We start from the raw sequence: 25217 nt of genomic DNA, 5'->3' as shown, positions 1-25217 counted from the left end.
TTATCTTCTACTATCTAAATCTATTAATAAACTAAAAGTACTTGCATTTGCTGCAGAGTGATACTTAGAATACGCATAATTAAACTTTAACCTATTCATTTGAATTCCAAATCCATAAGAAAAACCACTAAAAGTTCTCGCATTTTGTAATTTTAATTCCGCTGCTCTTCTAAAATTATAGCCCAACCTTAAATTAATCAAACTCTCAGGAAACAACTCTCCCCCAATTACAAAATGTCTAAAAGTATTACCAATAAAACCAACTTTCTCATTAGTAACATTCCCTTCTAAATCCGTTGTTTGATCAGATGGGTTTCGCACTGAGATATCCCATTTCTGTAAATTATCAATAGTAGCATACCATTTTAAAGGAACATGTTCTAATTTATAAGAACCACCTAAAGCAACTTTAAAAGGTAATTTTTCGTTTACTCCATTATAAGTCTCTAATTGAACACCTATATTTCTAGAAACCAAAGTAAACGTAAAAGGCTTATAAGGACTGTAGTACAAAATAGCTAAATCTGTTGCCACACCAATAGAAGAAAAATTAGCTATATTAGAATTTATAAAACGAATATTAGAACCTACAAAAAAATTTGATCCTGGAATATTTAAAGCATAACCCACCGATACCGCTATATCACTAGCATTAAAATCTCCAGTTTCATTGCCTTCTTCATCTGCTCCAATTAAAGAACCATAATCAATATATTTAATACTTCCATGAATGGTACCAAACCGTCTAGAAATTGTTTTAGCATAAGCTAAAGAACCAATATTTATTCCCGCTAAAAAACTAGTATAATTGGCAGACAATTTATTGTCAATCTCAACACTAATTACAGAAGGGTTCCATATAGGTTGATTCACATCATCTAAAAGTGTTAAAACTTCTCCACCTAATGCAACTTGACGAGCAGAAGTAGATACATTTAAAAACTGATATACTTTTTCTCCTCCAACTTGTCCTCTCAGAGAGCAAATAGAAAAAATAAAGATAGAGAATACGATGTTTTTATAATTCATTAAGAAATAAATAAACTGCTGATAAATTAATAACGAAAATAAGCTATAATATTATAAATAGAATAAACAAATATGATAAAATTCCAACAAAACATTTCATTTTAAACCAAAAAAAAACCTCAATTCGTAAGAATTGAGGTTTAAAGAAAGGCGGCGACCTACTCTCCCACATAAATGCAGTACCATCGGCGCGATTGGGCTTAACTTCTCTGTTCGAGATGGGAAGAGGTGAGCCCCAATGCTATAACCACCCTAAGATTTTCAGTATGCAGTGTTTTAGTATTCAGTTTTCAGTCTCAGTATAAATACTGCTACTGCCAACTGCTGACTATTTTCACTGCCAACTGTATAAGTTAACATATGGTAAAATAATATCGTTTTTTTCGTAATAAATAAAGAGTCTGTGCTCCCGCCTTTCGGCGGGAAGCGTACATAAGTCTATGGGTTATTAGTATCACTTGGCTATGACATTACTGCCTTTACACCTATGACCTATCAACGTTGTAATCTCCAACGACCCTTTAAAGAAATCTCATCTTGTGGTGGGTTTCGCGCTTATATGCTTTCAGCGCTTATCCCTTCCCGACGTAGCTACCCTGCTATGCTTCTGGCGAAACAACAGGTACACTAGAGGTCAGTCCAACTCGGTCCTCTCGTACTAGAGTCAGATCCACGCAAATTTCTAACGCCCACAGCAGATAGAGACCGAACTGTCTCACGACGTTCTGAACCCAGCTCGCGTGCCACTTTAATGGGCGAACAGCCCAACCCTTGGGACCTTCTCCAGCCCCAGGATGTGACGAGCCGACATCGAGGTGCCAAACCCCCCCGTCGATATGAGCTCTTGGGGGAGATCAGCCTGTTATCCCCGGAGTACCTTTTATCCTTTGAGCGATGGCCCTTCCATGCGGAACCACCGGATCACTATGCTCTTGTTTCCAACCTGATCGACCTGTATGTCTCTCAGTCAAGCACCCTTATGCCATTGCACTCTACGTACGGTTACCAAGCGTACTGAGGGTACCTTTAGAAGCCTCCGTTACTCTTTTGGAGGCGACCACCCCAGTCAAACTACCCACCAAGCACTGTCCTCATCTCTGAGTTAGACTCTAGATAAGCAAAGGGTGGTATTTCAAGGACGACTCCACAACGCCTAGCGACGCCGCTTCAATGTCTCCCACCTATCCTACACATTACTTATCCAAAGCCAATACTAAGCTATAGTAAAGGTTCACGGGGTCTTTTCGTCCCGCTGCGGGTAATCGGCATCTTCACCGATACTACAATTTCACCGAGCTCATGGCTGAGACAGTGTCCAGATCGTTGCACCATTCGTGCAGGTCGGAACTTACCCGACAAGGAATTTCGCTACCTTAGGACCGTTATAGTTACGGCCGCCGTTTACTGGGGCTTCATTTCAGATCTTCGCCGAAGCTAAACCCTCCACTTAACCTTCCAGCACCGGGCAGGTGTCAGGCCTTATACATCATCTTTCAATTTAGCAAAGCCCTGTGTTTTTGATAAACAGTCGCCTGGACCTTTTCACTGCGGCCCATCCGAAGATGGGCGACCCTTCTCCCGAAGTTACGGGTCTATTTTGCCTAGTTCCTTAGCCATGAATCTCTCGAGCACCTTAGAATTCTCATCCCAACTACCTGTGTCGGTTTACGGTACGGGTTCTTATAATCTGAAGCTTAGAGGTTTTTCTTGGAAGCCCTTAGGCACACTATCCAATTGTCCGAAGACGCTTGGTACTATCACACTTCACCTAAACCTGCGGATTTACCTACAAGTCTAATAGCTACATGTTTCAACGAACTATTCCGTCAGTTCGCGGTGCTTTCATTACTCCGTCACCCCATCGCAATTATAAGAAGTACAGGAATATTAACCTGTTATCCATCGACTACTCCCTTCGGATTCGCCTTAGGACCCGACTAACCCTCAGCTGATTAGCATCGCTGAGGAAACCTTAGTCTTTCGGTGTGGGGGTTTCTCGCCCCCATTATCGTTACTTATGCCTACATTTTCTTTTGTAACCACTCCAGCATACCTCACAGTACACCTTCTACGCTGATTACAATGCTCCCCTACCACTAACGTGTCTTTCAACGTTAATCCATAGCTTCGGTAATATGTTTATGCCCGATTATTATCCATGCAAAATCGCTCGACTAGTGAGCTGTTACGCACTCTTTAAATGAATGGCTGCTTCCAAGCCAACATCCTAGCTGTCTAAGCAATTTCACCTCGTTTTTTCAACTTAACATATATTTGGGGACCTTAGCTGATGGTCTGGGTTCTTTCCCTCTCGGACATGGACCTTAGCACCCATGCCCTCACTGCTGAGAAACATTTTATAGCATTCGGAGTTTGTCAGGAATTGGTAGGCGGTGAAGCCCCCGCATCCAATCAGTAGCTCTACCTCTATAAAACTTTTACTCAACGCTGCACCTAAATGCATTTCGGGGAGTACGAGCTATTTCCGAGTTTGATTGGCCTTTCACCCCTACCCACAGGTCATCCAAAGACTTTTCAACGTCAACTGGTTCGGTCCTCCACTGTGTGTTACCACAGCTTCAACCTGCCCATGGGTAGATCACTCGGTTTCGCGTCTACTACTACTAACTAAAGCGCCCTATTCAGACTCGCTTTCGCTACGGCTCCTTGACTTAATCAATTAACCTTGCTAGAAACAGTAACTCGTAGGCTCATTATGCAAAAGGCACGCCGTCACACCATAAATGATGCTCCGACCGCTTGTAGGCGTACGGTTTCAGGTTCTATTTCACTCCCTTACTTAGGGTTCTTTTCACCTTTCCCTCACGGTACTAGTTCACTATCGGTCTCTCAGGAGTATTTAGCCTTACCGGATGGTCCCGGTGGATTCATACAGGATTACTCGTGTCCCGCACTACTCAGGGTACCACTATCTAAAATTCGCTTACTTTTACGGGACTATCACCCTCTATGGTCTGTCTTTCCAAACAGTTCTAATTCACTTATCTTCGAATATCGTGGCCCTACAACCCCTATTTTGCCGTAACAAAATAGGTTTGGGCTAATCCGCGTTCGCTCGCCACTACTAACGGAATCACTATTGTTTTCTCTTCCTCCGGTTACTTAGATGTTTCAGTTCACCGGGTTTACTCCTCTTACGAGGTGACATGTCTTCAACATGCCGGGTTGCCCCATTCGGAAATCTACGGATTAAAAGGTATGTGCCCCTCCCCGTAGCTTATCGCAGCTTATCACGTCCTTCATCGTCTCTGAGAGCCTAGGCATCCGCCATACGCCCTTACTTAACTTATTGTACTTTTTGCTACAGTGTGTTGCCACACTATAATGAACTCTTTTATATTTTTATAAAAAAATTATTTGATTAGATATTACTCTAATCGTTCTCTATCTATTTGATTCTTACGATATCATTTTACCAATATGTCAATGAACTTGTGGCGAATCGCCACTGATAATTAAATCAGTAACAACTATAAGCCGTTGTGGAGAATATCGGAGTCGAACCGATGACCTCTTGCGTGCAAGGCAAGCGCTCTAGCCAGCTGAGCTAATCCCCCATTATGAAATTCAGAATAAATTCTAAATTATGAATGTAGAATCCTCTTACTTCCAGAATTTCCTTAGTACTTTTGCTTATTTGTAGTCCCGGGCAGACTCGAACTGCCGACCTCTACATTATCAGTGTAGCGCTCTAACCAGCTGAGCTACGAGACTATAATAGCTTAAAATACTTATATTATAAAATTAACAGCAAAGAGTAAAAATGACCTTTTTTTGTAACTCACCATCTTTCTCTAGAAAGGAGGTGTTCCAGCCGCACCTTCCGGTACGGCTACCTTGTTACGACTTAGCCCTAGTTACCAGTTTTACCCTAGGCGGCTCCTCACGGTGACCGACTTCAGGCACTCCCAGCTTCCATGGCTTGACGGGCGGTGTGTACAAGGCCCGGGAACGTATTCACCGGATCATGGCTGATATCCGATTACTAGCGATTCCAGCTTCACGGAGTCGAGTTGCAGACTCCGATCCGAACTGTGATATGGTTTATAGATTCGCTCTCTGTTGCCAGATGGCTGCTCATTGTCCATACCATTGTAGCACGTGTGTGGCCCAGGACGTAAGGGCCGTGATGATTTGACGTCATCCCCACCTTCCTCACTACTTGCGTAGGCAGTCTCGTTAGAGTCCCCAACTTTACTTGCTGGCAACTAACGACAGGGGTTGCGCTCGTTATAGGACTTAACCTGACACCTCACGGCACGAGCTGACGACAACCATGCAGCACCTTGTAATATGCCCGAAGGAAAAACTATCTCTAGTCCTGTCATACTACATTTAAGCCCTGGTAAGGTTCCTCGCGTATCATCGAATTAAACCACATGCTCCACCGCTTGTGCGGGCCCCCGTCAATTCCTTTGAGTTTCAGTCTTGCGACCGTACTCCCCAGGTGGGATACTTATCACTTTCGCTTAGTCACTGAGCATACACCCAACAACTAGTATCCATCGTTTACGGCGTGGACTACCAGGGTATCTAATCCTGTTCGCTCCCCACGCTTTCGTCCCTCAGCGTCAGTACATTCGTAGTAGACTGCCTTCGCAATCGGTATTCTGTGTAATATCTATGCATTTCACCGCTACACTACACATTCTATCTACTTCCAAATGACTCAAGTCAACCAGTATCAAAGGCAGTTCCATAGTTGAGCTATGGGATTTCACCTCTGACTTAATTGACCGCCTGCGGACCCTTTAAACCCAATGATTCCGGATAACGCTCGGACCCTCCGTATTACCGCGGCTGCTGGCACGGAGTTAGCCGGTCCTTATTCTTACAGTACCGTCAAGCTGGTATACATACCAGTGTTTCTTCCTGTATAAAAGCAGTTTACAACCCATAGGGCAGTCTTCCTGCACGCGGCATGGCTGGGTCAGAGTTGCCTCCATTGCCCAATATTCCTCACTGCTGCCTCCCGTAGGAGTCTGGTCCGTGTCTCAGTACCAGTGTGGGGGATCTCCCTCTCAGGACCCCTACCTATCGATGTCATGGTAAGCCGTTACCTTACCATCTAACTAATAGGACGCATAGCCATCTTTTACCAATAAATCTTTAATTAAATCCCGATGCCGGAACTCAATACTATGGAGCATTAATCTTCATTTCTAAAGGCTATTCTCCAGTAAAAGGTAGGTTCTATACGCGTTACGCACCCGTGCGCCGGTCGTCATCTGTGCAAGCACAATGTTACCCCTCGACTTGCATGTGTTAAGCCTGCCGCTAGCGTTCATCCTGAGCCAGGATCAAACTCTTCATTGTATATTTTAAATATTTTAATGAATAAGTTTCAAAAGAATTTACATTAAATTAATAATGTGGTTATTCTACTCTTTAATTACGCTGTCAATTTCAATATTTTCAATGAACTTTTAGGCTTCGCACTCATGTTTTCAAACACTCGTTATAAATCCTAACTTGTAGAAATGTTAGACTCGAACTAACTGATAATCTTTAACTATCATTCCAAACTTTCTCTGATCGTTTTTGCTGTATTCCTTAGCGGCTGCAAACATACAAACTATTTCTAATCTGACAATAAAAAAAAGAAACTTTTTTTTTATTTGCTTTTTAACCTTAAAAAAACCTGAACGTTTTGCCGAAAATTTCGGACTGCAAACATACAACTCTTTTTAATTATAATCCTAAGGAAATTGTTATTTTATTTTTAAATAAAAGCTTGACACTTTATTTAGTTAAACTACTAATCCTTAAACTAATTACAACTCCTCAATGAACGTTGCTAACTCTGTGTTATTCCTGTTAGCGGGTGCAAACTTACAACTCATTTTTATTCTGACAACTATTTTTTTACGTTTATTTTTATTTAATTTTACATACGGTTTTAAGAGGTTTGTTTTTAGCGGTTTATGAGGAAGGTTTTTTTGAGGTTATTTCTTGATTCATAAAAGGATTGAGGATTATTTTTAGAGAATCTCCTCATTTAAGCTATACACCATCTAAAACAAGAAAAAGTTCTAGATTGAATTTTGAAGGTATTATTGCTTTTATTATTGCTTTTTTTTGTAATTCTTCTGCTTACCTAGTGGCTTTTATTTTTAAAAAGAAACTTCATTATTATAATAATCGTGCTTTTTAGCTCTAAAGAAGTTGTTTGTGTCTTTATATATTAGCGCGTTATTCTTGATCGTCCTTCAAAAAATATAAATAATAGTAATCTATATTGGGTCGCAATGCTTAAAATGAGTTTAGAAATATTATTTTTAAACACATAGCAACATAGAAAACATAAATTTGTTCTCGACAGCGCTTGAACTGACAGTATATTAAGTTTGTTGCAAAATTGGTTTTATTTGCTTATCGATAATTGTCTATATATAAGGTAGTATTTTTGAAATGACAATTACGCTAGCAAATTAGCTGTGTTAGGGATTGAAACGGCATCCTTTTTATATGATTATTGATGCGATAGCAGAAATAAGCATATAAAAAGATATAGTGGAAAGCCCGACCTTTTTTCTAAATCTTCTTTAAATTGATAATTATGCTTATCTAAAACAGTAAATTTTATATAATAGACTAAAAAAAGGGAACACCCTAAAGAGAATATTAATCTTTTTTAATATATGTATTTAATTAGTCTTATAACAAAATCATGATTGCAATGAAGATAAATACGGTTACTTGTCCCCATTTTAGATATACGCCTACTTTATCATTTTCTTTTAAGTAACTAGAAATACTTCCTGATAAAAGGGCAATGCCAGCAAATACTAAAAAAGAGACTAGAATAAAAATACCGCCTAAAGTATAAAACTGAATAACGGTTGAAATAGTTTTAGAAAACAAAAACTGAGGAAAAAATGCTAAAAAGAACAAAGCAACTTTAGGATTTAATACATTCATTATAAATCCTTTTTTGAATAGCTGAAATACTGACTCTTTTTGAATATTTGTATTAGACAAGACTATTTTGGCGTCACTTTTATACACTTTGTACGCTAAAAAGAGTAGATAACTTGCGCCTAATAATTTTATGATAAAGAAAAGGCTTTCGTTTTCTTTGATAATTGTCGAAACTCCGAAAGCAACCAGTGTGGTATGCACCAAACAACCAGACATTAACCCTACAACGGTAGCAATACCATATTTTGTTCCGTTTACTATACTCTGGGTAATTACGAAAATATTATCTGGACCTGGGGAAAGGGATAAAACAGCTGTTGCAAAGGCGAAAGAGATTAATATTTCTATCATAAACTTATGTTTTTTCTAAAATGAGTTTTTAACGAAAGTAAGACCTCTTTTATATGATAAGACTTCTATATTAAAATTGTTTTAGAATTGCTTTGTTTATTCGCTTTACCAAACCTGGACCTTCATAAATAAAACCAGTGTATACTTGCACTAAATCTGCTCCTGCATTTATTTTTTCTAACGCATCTTTTTCTGAGTGAATACCTCCTACTCCAATTATAGGAAAAGATTTATTAGAAGTATCTGCCAAATATTTAATAACAGCGGTACTTTGATTTTTTACCGGTTGCCCACTTACTCCGCCATTACCAATTTCTGCTAAACGTTCTTTAGATACTTTTAAGTTTTCTCTGTTTGTAGATGTGTTAGAAGCAATTACTCCATCAATTTTTGTTTCATGTACCAATTCTATAATTTCATCTAACTGGATATTATTTAAATCTGGAGCAATTTTTAATAAAATTGGTTTTTGTACTTTTTCTTTATTATTAAGCTTCTGACAAGCAGAAATTAATTCTAATAAATAGTCTTTGTCATTCAGTTTTGCATGACTACCTACATTTGGGCAACTTACATTTAAGACAAAGTAATCTACATACGGATGTAATTCTTTAAAAACTTCGCAATAATCTTGTGTATAATTTTCTGGAGTAGTTGCTGTATTTTTACCAATGTTTCCACCAATAATTACTTGCCCTTTATTCTTTTTTAGGTTTTTAACGGCAGCTTCCATTCCGTCATTATTAAAACCCATTCTGTTTATAATTCCTTGATCATCTTTTAATCTAAACAATCTTTTTTTAGGATTACCAACTTGCCCTTTTGGGGTAACGGTTCCTATTTCTATAAATCCAAAACCAAAATTTGCTAATTCGTTATACAAAACAGCATTTTTATCGAAACCTGCTGCCAAACCTACTGGGTTCTTAAAGGTAATTCCGAATAACGTTTTTTCTAATCGTTTGTCTTCAACAACATATAAACCTCTGAATATAGAAGAAACAAAAGGAATTTTACAAAGATTTTTGACTAACGAAAAAGTGAAGTAATGAATTTTTTCTGGATCGAATAAAAAGAAAATTGGTCTTACAATAGATTTGTACATGCTTTACTAGGGTTATTTTAAGTAGCTTATTTCTAGTTTTCAAAATTACAAATTTTATAATGATAAAACTCTAAAACCTATTTCAAATAAAAAATCAAAAAATATGAACCTCAGAAAAATAAAATATTAAAAAAAATAATCGTTTTTTTAATTGATAACACACTCAAAAAGAGTTAGAAATAAAAAATAATTTCTTTACCATTTTTCTTTTTCAGAAAAGAAAAAATTCATTTTGTAATTTAAATAATTAGCACTCGACCAAGAAACCTAACTATTAAAAAACACAAAATGAAAACAAGTAAAATAGTATTAGGATTGGTTTTTGGACTAGCTTTAACAACACAAACTAATGCTCAAGGATTGTTAGATGGTTTTACTCCCAAAAAAGGAGATTTATCTTTAACAGCTTCTTACACCTCTAGTAATTATGAAAAATTTTATGCTGGGGAAACCAAAATGGACGCAGTGCCTGCTCATAATGAAATTGATCAGAACGTTTATAGCTTATACGCTAAATACGGTATTACAAACAAATTATCTGTTGTTTTAAATGCGCCTTATATTTCTGCTGAAGGAAATGGAATTGCAGACCCTGTAAACGGAGCTACTAAACAAGATGGTTTTCAAGATATTTCTATCGGATTAAAATACAATGCGTATACTTTTAATTTTGAAAAAGTAAACTTAGATGTTATTACTGGTTTAAGTGTAGATATTCCTACAGGTTACGAAGCAAACGGAATTTTGTCTCTTGGTAACAATACATTTTCTACCAACTTAACTGCTGGTTTACATTTACAAAACGATGCGGGTCTTTTTGCTACCTTTTTAAATTCTTACCAATTTAGAGGTGATGCAGACAATACTGTAGGTGGTGCTGATTTTGATGTACCAAATGCTTATTATGCAACTACTAAAATAGGGTATGCTAGTTCTTTAATTTATGTAGAAGGTTGGTTAGATTATTTAGCTTCTACAGACGGAGTAGATATTGGTGGAGCTGGTTTTACTGGTAATAACTTTCCTGAAACTAAAGTAGAATATACAAGATTAGGTGCTACTATTTATAAAAACATTATTCCTGAATTAGGAGCAAGTGTAGGTTTTAGTGCTGTTGTTGATGGACGTAATATTGGTAAATCTACCAACTATTCTGTTGGATTAACTTACAACCTTAACCTATAAGTTTCTTTTAATAAGAATAGAAAAAGCTCGTAATTTCTTACGAGCTTTTTCTATTCTATAGAATTAGATTCCTTTTTCTAATCATAAATTAAATACTTACTTCTAACAACTTTAAAATTTTCTAAATCCTTATTCCAAGTTTTTCTAATCTCTTGTTTAGACAATCCCTTTACAATTTGTTCTTGTAATTTTTTAGTCCCTGCAAGTTTAGTAAAGAAACTATTAAAAAACTCTTTAGAGGTATTCTGTTGGTATGCTTTTATTAAATAGGATAAATCTAATTTATTAAGATTCTCTGTTTGTTGTAAATTTTCTCCGTAACATAATATATTTTTAAACTTTGGATATTTAGCACCTTCATTTGCTTGCGGTGTAAAAGTAAACTCGCTTTTTGTTAAATACGGAGAACCATAAATTTGGAACTGCATTGCTGTTCCTCGTCCTGCAGAAACATTTGTACCTTCGAAAAAACACAAACTAGGATATAGGTTAATACTTTTATCATTTGGTAAATTCGGTGATGGTTTTATTGGCAAACTATATTCCGTTTGGTGCGTATAATTTTCTAAAGGAATTACTTTTAAATTACACTGCATTCCATTTTTAAGCCATTTCTCTCCATTAATCATTTGGCCATATTCGCCAATAGTCATTCCGTATACCACCGGAACTTTATGCATCCCCACAAAAGAACTATGTGCTTCTTCTAAAACGGGTCCGTCTATATAATGTCCGTTTGGGTTTGGTCTGTCTAATACAATTACTTCAACTCCAGCTTCTGCACACGCTTCCATTACATAATGCAAAGAAGAAATATACGTATAAAAACGCGCGCCAACATCCTGAATATCAAAAACTACAATATCAATTCCTGCTAATTGTGCTGCAGAAGGCTTTTTATTTTTTCCATATAAAGAAACAATTGGCAAGCCAGTTTTAGTATCAAAACCATCTTTTACAACCTCACCTGCATCTGCTTTTCCTCTAAAACCATGTTCTGGTGCAAAAACTTTTTTAACGTTTATGCCATTAAAGTTGTGTAAATAATCTACCAAATGATGGGTAACTTTTTTAGACCCCATAACATTAGCCGCTACTTCTGCCCTTTCTAAAACAGACAACACAGATGTTTGGTTTGCAACAATTGCAACATTTTTTCCTTTTAACATGTTCAAGTACAAATTGGTACGCTCTGCTCCTGTTTTAATTTTTAAGGCTTCAGTTTTTTCCTTTTCAACTTTTAACTTTTTAACTTTTACACCAGAACTTTGTGCACAAGAAATCAGCTGAAAATTCAGCAGTAGAAATAAGAATAAATATGTACTTTTGAAAGGTTTAAAAACTATCATCAATTTGAATTACGAGTTATTTATTGCAAAACGCATTATTGCCGGTAAAAAGTATAAAAATAGCATTTCGTCGCCAATAATAAAAATTGCAATCACAGCAATTGCGTTAGGAATTATTATTATGCTAATTGCTGTAGCAACAGGTGCTGGACTGCAATATAAAATTCGCGATAAAATGGCTGGGTTTAAAGGCCATGTTCAAATTATCAATTACGATGCCAATAATTCTGATGTTTCTACGGTTCCTATTGATAAAAACCAAGAATTTTATCCGAAGTTTAAAAATATTGAAGGAATAAAAAATATACAAGTTTTTGCAAATAAGGCTGGAATTTTAAGAACAGAAACGGACTTTGAAGGCATTATTTTTAAAGGTGTTTCTACTGATTATGATTGGACTTTTTTCAACGAATATTTGATAGCTGGTAGAACACCCAATTTTAACCAAGATAGAACTAAAGAAGTTTTATTATCACAAACCATTGTAAATCGTTTACACCTTAAATTAAACGATATTATTTTAGCCACTTTTTTAAAAACGGCAAACAGCAAACTACCTTCTAATAGAAAATATACAATTGTAGGAATCTATAATTCTGGTTTTGCAGAATTTGACAAATCTATGATGATTGGTGACATTAGAGAGGTACAAAACCTGAACAAATGGACAGAAAACCAAATTGGTGGTTTTGAAGTACTTTTAGATAGTTTTGATAATATTGAAGCAAAAGGAGACGAAATTTATAAAGAGATTAGTCTAGACTTAAATGCAAAAACGATAGTAGATAGTTATCAAACGGTTTTTGAGTGGATAGAGCTTTTTGACAATAACGTGTGGTTTATTATAGCTATTATGATTTTAGTTGCCGGTATAAACATGATTACTGCTCTACTCGTTTTAATCTTAGAACGTGTACAAATGATTGGTATTTTAAAAGCCTTAGGAAGTAGCAATACTAGCATTAGAAAAATATTTTTATACAATGCTTCTTACCTTATTTTAAAAGGCCTTTTCTGGGGAAATATTATTGGTTTATCTATCCTTTTTGTACAATATTACTTTGAGCTAATCACCTTGAATCCGGAAACCTATTATGTAACAACAATGCCAGTTTATATCTCTTTAAAAGCTATTTTATTGCTAAATATTGGCACGTTAATAATGTCTTTTTTAATGTTGATTATCCCTTCTTATATTATTACTAAAATTCAGCCTTCTAAATCTATTAAGTTTGCATAAAAGCTTGTCTTGAGCTTGTTTAAATTTGGGCGTTTCTTTATCCTGAAGGCATTCAGGACCAAGTCGCGCTTTCCGTTATATCTTTTTATTTCTGTTGTATTTATAATAACTTCTAACTCTTAATACAAGTACTTCTATTCTTTATAAAAGGCATTACAAACCCGCTTAACATAAAAAGGATGCCACTGCAATCCCTAACGCAAACCATCTATTTACTTTTAGAATACACCTATAGCTAACACATAATTTGCGTTAGTGATTGAATGGCATGTTTGAGCTCTTTTTTTGTTTTAGATGAATCTAAAAACAAAAAAAAGCGAGTAATGAAAGCACGACCTTTTTAGGGAACGCCATAAAACCATACATAACTAAAGAAATAAAATTACTTCTTACCTATGCTATTACAGATGTTCTAACATACACTTTTACAATTTTTTATGTACTTAAAACAACATCTCTTGTATAAAATGTTCATTTTGTTGCACTAAACTTTAAGTAAGCAAATTACCTTTAAGACATAAAAGATTACTATAAATTTATTGCAAAAAACAAAAGAAAAAACCTTATTGGAAATAGAATCTATTTGCAATAGTTAAGTTAAAAATGTAATATTACAATACACTAAAAAGTTATTAATTTAATGAAAAAATTACCTACATTAATATTGCTTTTTTTATGCATCTCTTTTTACGCTCAAAAACCTTATAAAGATTATAATTTTGTAAATATTAAAGAAGGCATTCCTAAAGTAGGAGTTTCTTGTATTGTTCAAGATCATTTGGGTTTTATTTGGATTGGAACTACTGGCACTGGTGTTTACAAGTTTGATGGCATAGATTACACACCTTATAAGTTTAATTTTGAAAACACTAATTCTTTAAGTAACAACCTTGTACAATGCTCTTTTATAGATAGTAAACAACGGCTTTGGTTTGGTACAGAAGACGGTTTAAATCTTTACAATAGAGATTTAGATGAATTTATAAAAGTAAAATTAGATACAGATAATAATAACAAAGAAAATATTTTAGCTATAGAAGAAGACTCTTTAGGTAATTTATTGATTGGTACTAATAGAAAAGGTTTATATAAATTAAATATTAAAACACTTAAAGTAGGTGAAAAAATAAACAATTCTACGCAAGATCTAAGTATTCACAGCATTAAACACACCAAACAAGGCAAAACTTTTGTTGGTACCAATTTTGGTCTAAAAGAGATCGATTTTATTAATAATAAACTTATACAAACAAGGTTATTTATAGACAATAAAGAAACAATTAACCAATCTATTGAAGTTTTATTTTTAGATAACAATGATAATTTATGGATTGGTTTTGAAAGGGATGAAGGCATTTACAAATGTGGCTTAACAAATGACAGAAATAATAATATTGTAAGCTTAAAACAGTTCCATTTTACTGATAAAAAAATTATGGAAATCATTCAGTTATCAGATAATACAATCATGATTGGTACTGAAAATGATGGGCTTTTTCATCTAGACCAAAATAATGAAGTAATTAAAAATTATGTTTCTAGTAAAATAGATAAAAACAGCATATTACATAATTCTATTTGGGAACTATTTATAGACAAAAATGATAGAATTTGGATGGGTTACTTTAATAGCGGTATTGCTGTTAGCGATAAACTTTTTGATAAATTTAAAAATATTGAGTGTTTACCAAACAAAAACAACTCTTTAAACTTATCTTCTGTAACGAGTATTGTTAAAGATAAAAAAGGAAATTTATGGCTATCTACAGACGGTGGTGGTATAGATGTTTATAACCCTAAAACATCAAAAATAACACATATTAATAAAGATTCCAATAATCCATATTCTGGCCTAAACTCAGATTATATTGTTCACTTATTTTTAGATTCTAAAAATAATTTATGGGTTGCAAGTTGGGATCACGGAATTTTTCTTCTAAAAAATGGATCTAAAAAGTTTATCAACTTTAATAAAACAAATACCCCATCAAAATTTATCTCAAATACAATTAGAAGTTTTTCTGAAGATTCTAAAGGAAATATATGGATAGCTACTTATTTTGAAGGGCTTCACTCCTATAATCTAAAAACCAATAAATTTAGAAAATACGACTCCAAAGAATTTCTTAAACACAAATCTTTAAATAGTAAGATAATGAAAGTCTTTGTTTCTACTGATGATACTATTTGGGTTGGTACAGCAGATGGTTTGTTTAAAGTAAAAGATATTGGAAATAATAAATTTGAAATAGTTGCTTTAGGACCAAAAATGCAAGAGGCCTATGGTAATTTATCTGATGTAAATCACATACTTTCTATTTATGAATCTTCTGATAATACTATTTGGATTGGAACAAGAGGTGCTGGTCTTTGCAGATATAACAAAAATGAAGATTCTTTTACCTGGTATAATAAAACTATAGGTTTAGAAGAAGAAAACGTTTCTGCTATAATTGAAGATGAAGACCATAATATATGGGTTAGTGGTAATAATGGTTTAACTAAAATAAGTTTAAAAGATAAGAAGTTTACAAACTACACCTCCAATGATGGTTTATTATCTAATGATTTTAATTTTGGAGCTGTACTAAAAGATGAAAAAGGAACACTATATTTTGGTGATTTTAAAGGTTTAGATTATTTTAATCCTAAAGAAATAAAAACAAACGCTAGTTTACCCTCATTGCATTTAACCGATTTTAAATTGTTTAATGAGAAAGTGATTCCACAAACTAAAAATTCTCCTTTAAAAAAAGTAATCTCAGAAACAAAAAGCATTATACTATCTGATGTGCAATCTGTATTTACAATAGAATATACTGGGTTAAATTATACAAGACCAGAAAAAAATAGCTATGCCTATTATCTAGAAGGTTATGAAACTACCTGGAACTATGTTGGTCATAAAAGAAGTGCTACTTATACAAATTTAGATCATGGAGATTATGTTTTTAAACTTAAAGCATCTAATAATGATGGGGTCTGGAACGAAGTTCCGTTAGAATTAAATATTAAAATTCTTCCACCATGGTGGAAAACGAATTGGGCAATATTAAGTTATATTCTAATATTTATGTTTTGTATTTATCTATTAAACAGCCTAACTCAAAAAAGAATAAAAGAAAAAGAAATTCTAAAAAATGAACGTTTATTACAGACACAAAACGATGAATTAAACCAAAAGAAACTTCAATTTTTTACAAATATTTCTCATGAATTTAGAACTCCTTTAACCTTAATTATCAATCCTATTAAAGATATTATTAGTAACAAAGAATTAGATCTACCTCAAAGTGTTAATAATAAACTTGCTATTATTTACAAAAACACCAACAGACTCTATCGCCTAATTAATGAGTTAATGGATATTAGAAAATTAGAACATAACAAAATGAAAATTAGGGCAAGTAAAATTAATCTAATTGAATTTACTAAAAATATAGCCAACTATTTTCAAGAAGAAACGCTCAATAAAAACATTTTATTAAGTATCGATTCAGATGTACCAGATTTGGGTGTTTGGGCAGATGAAAAGATGTTAGAAAAAATTATATTCAACCTTTTATCTAATGCTATTAAAGCAACCCCTAAAGGAGGTGCCATAAATATCGATTTATTTTCTAATCATAAATTATATCTTTTACCGTTGGTTGATAAAAAACAACCTATAGAAGTTATAGAAATAGTAATTTCTGATACAGGAGCAGGATTAAATGAACAAGAAGTTGAAAAAATATTTGAACGTTTTTATCAAGTAGAAGACCAAAACAAAACATATATAGGTGGCACTGGTATTGGCTTAGAAGTGGTAAAAAGTTTTGTCTATCTTCATAAAGGAGATATTAAAGTAGAAAGTAAAGTAGGATCTGGAACCACTTTTAAAATTTTATTACCAACAGGTAAATCACATTACACAGAAGATCAAATTATATATGAAAATGATAAAAGAGTTAATAGCAAAGAACAGTTCTTGTTAATTGACCCTATTGAAAAGAGAGTACATTCTACGGATGAAACAGTCTTACATAAAACCAAAACAATTTTAATTGTTGAAGATAATTTAGAGTTATTAGATTATCTAAAAATAGAATTAAGTAAAGAATATAAGGTGTTTGTAGCTACAAATGGTATTGAAGGTCTTAAAACAGCTAAAGAGACATTACCAGACGCTATTATTACAGATATTGTAATGCCAGAAATGGATGGATTTATTTTTTGTAAAGCTATAAAAACAGATGCATCAACAAGTCATGTTCCTGTACTAATGTTAACAGCAAGAACAACTATAGAAAACAGAATTGAAGGTATAGAAAACGGAGCCGATGCTTACATGGTAAAACCTTTTGATTTAAAATTATTAAAACTTCGATTGTCACAATTAATAACAAGTAGGCAATTAATTTTCGATAAATTCTTTGGAGCAATTAGTGGTGCTGATGAAAAAATAAACTCAAACTCTATAGATAAAGAATTTATACAAAAATTACTAGACTATATAAACAACAATATTTCCGACTCTAATTTAAGTGTAGAAGAATTGGCATCACAATTAAAACTAAGCAGAAGTCAATTATATAGAAAAATAAAAGCCATTACAGGGCAAACAGTAAATGAATTTATTAGAAAAATAAGGTTAGAAAGAGCAAAACAAATTCTAGATTCTGGTAGAGGGAATATTAGTGAAGCATGTTTTAAAGTTGGCTTTTCTTCTCCTTCTTATTTTTCTAAATGTTTTAAAGCTCATTTTGGAGTTTTACCTTCTGAAATAGAGGTTAAAAAAGATACAAAAGTTTAGTAGTCCATTTCTGTTGCCGAAGAAATGAAAAAATTTGCTAAAAACTTGAATAAATTATAAGTAAAAAACTTAATAAGACCTTAATATGAAACTAATTAAAAACATAGTACTAGTTTTACTAACAAGCATAAGTACTCTTTCTTCAGCTCAAGAAACTGAGTTTTCTAAGCTATTACAGAATATTGACTCTAGAGAAAAAACGTCATTAAATGGCATGTGGGATATGATTGTAGATCCACTTGAAAATGGATATTATAACCATAGATTACTCCCTAAAGAGAAAGGATACTTTAGTAATTTACAAATGCAAACACCAGCTGACTTGATTGAATATAATTTTGAAACTAGTTTGCAATTAATGGTTCCTGGTGATTGGAATACTCAAACGGATAAATTGTACTATTATGAAGGAACCGTTTGGTACAAAAAAGACTTTAATTATACAGCCAACAATGATGAATTAACCTATTTATATTTCGAAGCAGTAAATTACGAAGCTATCGTTTACCTTAACGGAGAGCGCATTGGTTCTCATGTTGGTGGTTACACCCCTTTTCAATTTGAGATTACTAATAAATTAAAAAAAGGCAATAATTTTATAGTTGTAAAAGTAGACAACAAAAGAAAATTAGAGAATGTACCTACAGTAAATCAAGATTGGTGGAACTATGGAGGTATTACAAGGTCGGTACATTTAATTACAACTCCAAAATCACATATTACTGATTATTTAATTCAGTTACCAAAAGGAAACACCAATACAATTGAAGGTTGGGTATCCGTTAAGAATGGTAAAGATGGTAATGTGGTTAACTTGAGCATTCCCGAGCTCAACAAGTCAGTAAATTCAGTTCTAAAAAATGGAATAGCTAAATTCTCTATAAAAGCAAATCCCACACTTTGGGAACCAAAAAACCCAAAAACATATAAAGTTATTTTAAAAACGTTAACCGACAAAATAACAGATAACATTGGCTTTAGAACAATAACCACAGATGGCTCTAAAATTTTATTAAACGGTAAAAAAATATTTCTAAAAGGTATAAGCATTCACGAAGAAGCCCCATTTAAAACTGGTCGGGTAGTTTCTAAAGAAGAATGTAAAATATTGCTACAATGGGCTAAAGAATTAGGTTGTAATTTTATACGTTTAGCTCATTATCCGCATAGTGAAGCAATGGTTAAGGAGGCTGAAAAGATGGGTTTTATGATTTGGTCGGAAATACCAGTTTATTGGACCATTCAATTTGATAATAAAGATACCTATGCAAATGCAAAGAATCAACTTACCGAGATGATTTCACGTGATAAAAACCGGGCATCGGTAATATTGTGGTCTATGGCAAATGAAACGCCTGAAGGAGAAGCACGATTGTCTTTTATAGAAAATTTAGCAAAACAAACTAGAAAATTAGATAACACTCGACTAATTACAGCTGCTTTAGATACGCAAGGTTATGGAGATGATGGAAACTTAATTGAGGACCCTCTAGGAAAAATAGTAGATGTAATTGGTATTAATAATTATTGCGGTTGGTATGCCGGGGCAGTAGAAACCTGTTCTAAACTAAAGTGGGCTAGTGCATATAACAAACCCATGATTATGAGTGAAGTTGGTGGTGGAGCATTATTTGGCATGCATGGTAAAGAAAAGGAACGATGGACAGAAGAATACCAAGCAGAACTTTACAGAACAAATATTGAAATGATGAGAAATATTGATTTTATGGCAGGTTTATCTCCTTGGGTTTTGATGGACTTCCGTTCTGCAAGACGTCCTTTAAGAAGAATTCAAGATGATTTTAATAGAAAAGGGTTAATTTCGGAGCAAGGTATGAAAAAGCAAGCCTTTTTTGTCTTACAAAATTATTATCTCAAGGAAAACAAATAGAATACCATTGCGCTATTTAAATTTATAGGATAACCAAAAATTCAAGATTTTTTTAGACAAAAAATTGTTTAGTGCGTCTCTAGAAATCCGTGGAATTTCTAGAGACGCACTAAGCAGATTCTAAATGTTACATGTTCAATTAATAAGAGGTTCTCAATTCGAGTATTTTTTTCAGAAATTTTATATCGAGAACTTATCAATTAGAAATACATCATAAAAAAGAATCACTTTGTCTATTACCTCTAAAACTCTCATTATTTTATTGCTTTTATTATTTCGGATCTCTTAAAACTTTGCACATATATATGCTAGTTTATATTTCTGAATTAGCAAGACTCATGGATTTTTAAATAAAAATGCATTTTTTTTACGCAACTCGTATTTCCTAAGTTTTGCTTAAATTTCCACTACCTAATAAGCACTATGAAACAATTGTTGCGCACTATGAATTAAATGTAGCATCTATGTTAAATAAAGGTTAAATAGCAACAAAAGTTCTAAAAGCTGTATTTTTTGTTTTAAAAAATGCAGATATCTTACTATACATTTGGATAGTACAACAATGTTATGAAACAAACAAAAAACAGAAAAAAACTATTATATGAAGTACTATTAGTAATTATTATGTTATTACTATTAGTATTGATTTTTAATAATATATAATTCTAACCTATAGTTTCTGCACTGTTAAACAAACAAGTATTTTAATTAACCAATTAATATGAATGATGAAAAAATTTAAAGTCACGATTATTGCATGCCTAATATTATGTGTGCAGAATGTTTTTTCGCAAAACAAGACAATTACTGGTCAGGTAACTGATTCCGCAGGAAACACTTTACCAGGAGTATCAGTTGTAATTAAAGGAACTGTCAAAGGTACAAATGCAGATTTTGAAGGTAATTATACCCTATCTGATGTATCTCCTAGCAATGAGTTAGTTTTTTCTTATTTAGGAATGGATTCTCAAACAATTCTTGTTGGAGACCAAACTAAAATTAATGTAGTATTACAAGACAATCTAGAATCTTTAGATGAAATAATAGTAGTTGGGTATGGTAGCAAGAAAAAAAGCTTGGTTACCGGAGCAATTTCTAGTATTGATTCTAAACAAATTAAAAGTTCTTCTAACCAGAGAGTAGAAGCGGTATTACAAGGTAGAACTTCTGGTGTTACTGTATCTTCATCATCTGGATCCCCAGGTTCTGGTGCAAAAATAAGAATTCGTGGTGCGGGTTCTAGTGGAAATTCAGAACCGTTATTTATTGTTGATGGTATGAAAGCCTCTTCTATTTCAGATATTGCTCCGTCAGATATTGCAAATATAGAAATCCTAAAAGATGCTGCTTCTGCTGCCATATACGGTACAGAAGGTGCAAACGGAGTAGTTATTATAACTACAAAAAGAGGACGAAAAGGAGGTTTACAAGTCTCTTTTAATTCTCAATTTGGTATTCAATTTCTAAAAACAGACATGGAGTTAATGAATGCTTCACAATTTGTTACTTATATGAATGAAGCTGGTTTAACCAGTATTACAGATAATGGGTATGATACTAATTGGATCGATGAAACATTTTCTACTGCTATTATGCATAGAAATGATATTAACTTATCTGGAGCTACAGAAAAATTTTCTTATTATACTTCTGCATCTCATTTAGACCAAGATGGTATTGTTGGTGATGGAAGTACTTCTTTTAAAAGATCTACATTTAGAGTAAACTTAAAAGGAGATGTAGCAAAATGGTTAGAAGTTGGTGTTAATTCTACGTATTCTTCTTCTGATAAAAAAGGAATTCAGGAAAATAGTGACACAAGAGGAGTTATACAAAACATGCTTATTATAGATCCCTTAACACCTGTTACTTATGCAAATGGCTCAGTTCCTCAAACGGTTATAGATCGTTCTGAAGCTAACGGAGTTCCATTACTTAGAGATAAAAATGGTAATGTTTATGGATATCCAAGTTACTCTACTGGTGAAGTTGTAAACCCTGTAGCATATGCAAATGACATCAATAAAACTACTGTAGATTCTTATCAATTTTTAACTTCTGCATACTTAAAATTTAAACCTTTTGAAGGCTTTTCTTTTACAACAAGACTAGGATATGATAAAAATCAATGGGACACAAAAAATATGGTGAACCCTTATTATGTTTCATCAGAAGCGGCAAACACAACATATACCGGTTCTCAAACAATTGTAGAATCTAAAAGGTGGTTGTGGGAAAATTTTGCCTCTTATGAAAAAGAATTTGGTAACCATAATTTTAAATTATTGGCAGGATATTCTGCAGAAGAAACAAGAGTTAAAACACCAACGTCTAGAAGTGGTTCTGCTGCTATTGCCGATTTTGTAGGGTTTAACTTTGACCTACCAGAGTTTAATACACAAATAAATCAAATAGATCCATCACCAGATAATATGGTATCTATGTTTGGTAGACTTTCTTATGATTATTTAGGCAAATATTTATTCGAAGCTTCTATTAGAAGAGATAAATCAGATAAATTTCCAGAAGCAAACAAAGCGGGTACTTTCCCTGCATTTTCTACAGGATGGGTAGTTTCTAAAGAAGATTTTTGGAAAGCAGATTCTAAAATAGATTATCTAAAATTTAGAGCAAGTTGGGGGCAAAACGGAAGTAGAAGTAATCTTAATGGTAACTCAGATAAAACATATATTACCTCTACCATTAACGGACAAAGTCTCGATTATTTAGGGAATACAGGTGCTCAAATTACCGGATATTCTAACCTTAACTTAGTTTGGGAAACATCAGAACAATTAGATTTAGGTGTAGACTTAAGAACCTTAGATAACAGATTAACTTTCTCTGCAGATTATTACAAAAAAACTACCAGAGATGCTATTATTAACGACGGTTCATTAATTACACCTGGTTCCTCTGGTTTTATTTATAACGAGTTTAATTCTGGTACTATAGAAAACAAAGGTTTCGAATTTGAATTAGGATATGGTGATACTACAGAAAGTGGATTAAGATACAACATTAATGCCAACTTATCTACTCTACAAAATAAAGTAACAGAAATTTTACTTGTGCCAGAAGGCACTTCTCTTACAGGCGTTAGTGCTCCTCAAAACCCAGACGGAATTACTAGATTTACAGAAGGTCTGCCTTCTTGGTATTTCTACGGATATAAAACGGATGGAATTGACCCTGCAACCGGAGAGGTTATAAAAGTAGATACAGATGGAGTAAGTGGTATTACAAATGCTGATAAAACAAATATAGGATCTCCTCACCCAGATGTTTTATTTGGAGGTAACATCAGTTTAGGCTACAAAGCATTCGATTTTAACTTACAGTTTCAAGGAACTATTGGTAATGATATTATTGCAACTTATCATCAACCGTCTAGACCAATTACAAACAAACCTGTACATTTCTTTAATGAAAGATGGACAAAACCAGGTGATATAGCAACCTTTCCAGGTGCAGCAAATGTAATTTCTTCTTATGATACTGATTTAATGGTGGAGGATGGTTCTTTTATGAGAATTAAACAAATTCAATTTGGATATTCTTTACCAGAAAACACTATTAAAAAAATGCATATTAACAATTTAAGATTTTACGTTTCCTTAGATGACTTTTTCACCTTTACAGGTTATAAAGGCTTAGATCCAGAAATTGGAAACTTTAGCTATAATGCTATCGGTGTAGACAGAGGTTTTTATCCTACTGCTGCAAAAGTTGTATTCGGACTCTCTTTAGACTTTTAATAAAAACAATATCACATATTATGAAAAAAACAATTTTAACAATTATAGGAGTTCTTTTTCTAGGGTTTGTTTCTTGTAGCGATGAGTTTACAGAAAACCCAAGAATAAATGTTGAGGATTTAGACACCTTTTTTCTTGAAGAAGACAACGTAGAATCCGCTGTTATAGGCATCTATGATTTGATGCAATATAATTATGCCGTAGATTGGAGTAGTGTCTTTTTAGTAAAATTACTTCCAGGAGACGATGCAAATGCTGCTGGTGGTAATGCAGACGATCAGTCTCAACTTCAAGCGATAGATGATTATACAGATGTTTCTTCATCTAATGCTTCTATTACAAGTGTTTGGGATCTTTTCTACAGAACTATTTCATTATCAAACCTAGTTATCAATAATATATCAGATAGTGATTTAAGTAATAAAGACAGAGCTTTAGCTGAGGCTAAATTTATGAGAGCTTGGTGTTATTTTGAATTAACAACCATGTTTGGTGATGTTCCTTTAAGGTTAACAGTGCCAGAAAAAGTAGAAGACTTCGGAATCGTAAAATCATCAAGAGCAGATATCTATACCCAAATTGAATTAGATTTAACTGCTGCAATTGCCGATTTACCGGGTAAAGGTGCTTCCGATAGCTTTAGAGCTTGCAAAGAAACTGCAGAAGCATTAATGGGTAAAGTATTAGTTTTTCAAGAAAAATATAGTGAATCTATTCCTTTTTTCGAAGCTGTAATTAATAATCCTGCTATCGATTTAGAAGAAAACCCTGCAGATGTTTGGAGCATTAATCATGAATTTGGAAAAGAATCATTATTTGAAATAGGATATATTTCTACAACAGCAAGAGATTGGGGTAACTTTGCTTGGGGCGGTAGAAATGAAAGTAACCTACACATTCAATTGATGGGACCAAGAGGAGATGGTATCTTTGATCTTACTGGTACAGATCTTATTAATGGATGGGGATTTAACCTACCAACAAGAAAATTAATAACTGCCTTTGAAAGTGCCGGTGATACGAAAAGAAAAGCTGCTACTATTATGACAGAAGAGGAATTGATTAACGCAGGTGGTGCAGTAGATGCTACAAAAGCTACAGGAGGAGTAATTTGGGATTATGAAGGGGCTATAAGAATAAAATACGCAACTAAATCTGAAGACACAAGTGAAGACGGTGTTAAAGAATTAAATTACAGTACTAATTTTAGGTTATTTAGATATGCAGAAGTTTTACTTTTAGCTGCCGAAGCTTACAACAAAGCAGGAGGGCAAGATATTGCTGCTAGAACGGAATTAAATAAAGTACGTGTAAGAGCTGGTTTATTACCTGACAATACCTCTACTGGCACAGCACTATTTGATGTAATTGTAAATGAAAAATTCTTAGAATTAGCTCATGAAGGACAACGCTTTTGGGATTTAGTTCGTTGGGGAAGAGCTGCAACCGAATTATCTGGAACAGGCTATACTTCTAAAAACGATTTATTTCCAATTCCTATTACCGAAATAGATAAAAATCCTGAATTGACTATTGCTGATCAAAATCCTGGATATTAACAATTAACAACTT

Annotated in this window: 10 protein-coding genes, 2 tRNA genes and 3 rRNA genes; 6 read left to right on the top strand and 9 right to left on the bottom strand. The window is 33.6% G+C overall.

Annotated features, from left to right (window positions below; genetic code table 11):
- The 8 genes from porQ to JOP69_RS17040 all read right to left on the bottom strand — a co-directional run bounded on the left by porQ (position 1) and on the right by JOP69_RS17040 (position 9427).
- Positions 1–1029 carry a type IX secretion system protein PorQ gene (gene porQ / locus JOP69_RS17075; RefSeq protein WP_203393663.1) on the bottom strand — a complete coding sequence of 343 codons (1029 nt, stop codon included), beginning with the start codon at positions 1027–1029 and terminating at the stop codon, positions 1–3.
- A gap of 145 nt (positions 1030–1174) precedes the next feature.
- A 5S ribosomal RNA gene (rrf, locus tag JOP69_RS17070) occupies positions 1175–1284 on the bottom strand.
- 173 nt (positions 1285–1457) lie between these two features.
- A 23S ribosomal RNA gene (locus JOP69_RS17065) occupies positions 1458–4342 on the bottom strand.
- Between the two features lie 191 nt (positions 4343–4533).
- A tRNA-Ala gene (locus JOP69_RS17060) sits at positions 4534–4607 on the bottom strand.
- Between the two features lie 83 nt (positions 4608–4690).
- Positions 4691–4764: transfer RNA gene (locus JOP69_RS17055), tRNA-Ile, on the bottom strand.
- Positions 4765–4848: 84 nt separating this feature from the next.
- Positions 4849–6366 (bottom strand): 16S ribosomal RNA (locus JOP69_RS17050).
- Together the 16S, 23S and 5S rRNA genes with 2 tRNA genes alongside form the textbook arrangement of a ribosomal RNA operon.
- Before the next feature lie 1341 nt (positions 6367–7707).
- Positions 7708–8322 (bottom strand): LysE family translocator, encoded by a 615-nt coding sequence (locus JOP69_RS17045; protein WP_203392086.1) that lies wholly within the window; start codon positions 8320–8322, stop codon positions 7708–7710.
- Positions 8323–8392: 70 nt separating this feature from the next.
- Complete coding sequence (locus tag JOP69_RS17040; protein WP_203392085.1) at positions 8393–9427, bottom strand: quinone-dependent dihydroorotate dehydrogenase; 1035 nt, start codon at positions 9425–9427, stop codon at positions 8393–8395.
- Positions 9428–9715: 288 nt separating this feature from the next.
- On the opposite strand from JOP69_RS17040, the gene JOP69_RS17035 reads away from it, so the two are divergent.
- A complete protein-coding gene (locus JOP69_RS17035; protein ID WP_203392084.1) occupies positions 9716–10612 on the top strand; it encodes a transporter in 897 nt (298 codons plus the stop codon).
- 77 nt (positions 10613–10689) lie between these two features.
- On the opposite strand, the gene JOP69_RS17030 is transcribed toward JOP69_RS17035, so the two are convergent.
- Entirely contained in the window at positions 10690–11961 is a 1272-nt protein-coding gene (locus tag JOP69_RS17030; protein WP_203392083.1) for an exo-beta-N-acetylmuramidase NamZ domain-containing protein, read from the bottom strand.
- Between the two features lie 4 nt (positions 11962–11965).
- Between JOP69_RS17030 and JOP69_RS17025 the strand changes: the two genes are divergently transcribed.
- The 5 genes from JOP69_RS17025 (at position 11966) to JOP69_RS17005 (ending at position 25204) form a co-directional block, all read left to right on the top strand.
- Complete coding sequence (locus JOP69_RS17025; RefSeq protein WP_203392110.1) at positions 11966–13201, top strand: ABC transporter permease; 1236 nt, start codon at positions 11966–11968, stop codon at positions 13199–13201.
- 640 nt (positions 13202–13841) lie between these two features.
- Entirely contained in the window at positions 13842–17996 is a 4155-nt protein-coding gene (locus JOP69_RS17020; protein WP_203392082.1) for a hybrid sensor histidine kinase/response regulator transcription factor, read from the top strand.
- Positions 17997–18081: 85 nt separating this feature from the next.
- Positions 18082–19887 (top strand): glycoside hydrolase family 2 protein, encoded by a 1806-nt coding sequence (locus tag JOP69_RS17015; protein WP_203392081.1) that lies wholly within the window; start codon positions 18082–18084, stop codon positions 19885–19887.
- 725 nt (positions 19888–20612) lie between these two features.
- Positions 20613–23645 carry a SusC/RagA family TonB-linked outer membrane protein gene (locus JOP69_RS17010; RefSeq protein ID WP_203392080.1) on the top strand — a complete coding sequence of 1011 codons (3033 nt, stop codon included), beginning with the start codon at positions 20613–20615 and terminating at the stop codon, positions 23643–23645.
- Between the two features lie 20 nt (positions 23646–23665).
- Entirely contained in the window at positions 23666–25204 is a 1539-nt protein-coding gene (locus JOP69_RS17005; RefSeq protein WP_203392079.1) for a RagB/SusD family nutrient uptake outer membrane protein, read from the top strand.
- The last annotated feature ends 13 nt before the right edge of the window (positions 25205–25217 follow it).

The organism is Polaribacter sp. Q13 (assembly GCF_016858305.2).
In the GTDB taxonomy this organism is placed as follows: Bacteria; Bacteroidota; Bacteroidia; order Flavobacteriales; family Flavobacteriaceae; genus Polaribacter.
Note: the sequence above shows the minus strand (reverse complement) of the source record. Positions and strands in the feature narration are given on the sequence as shown.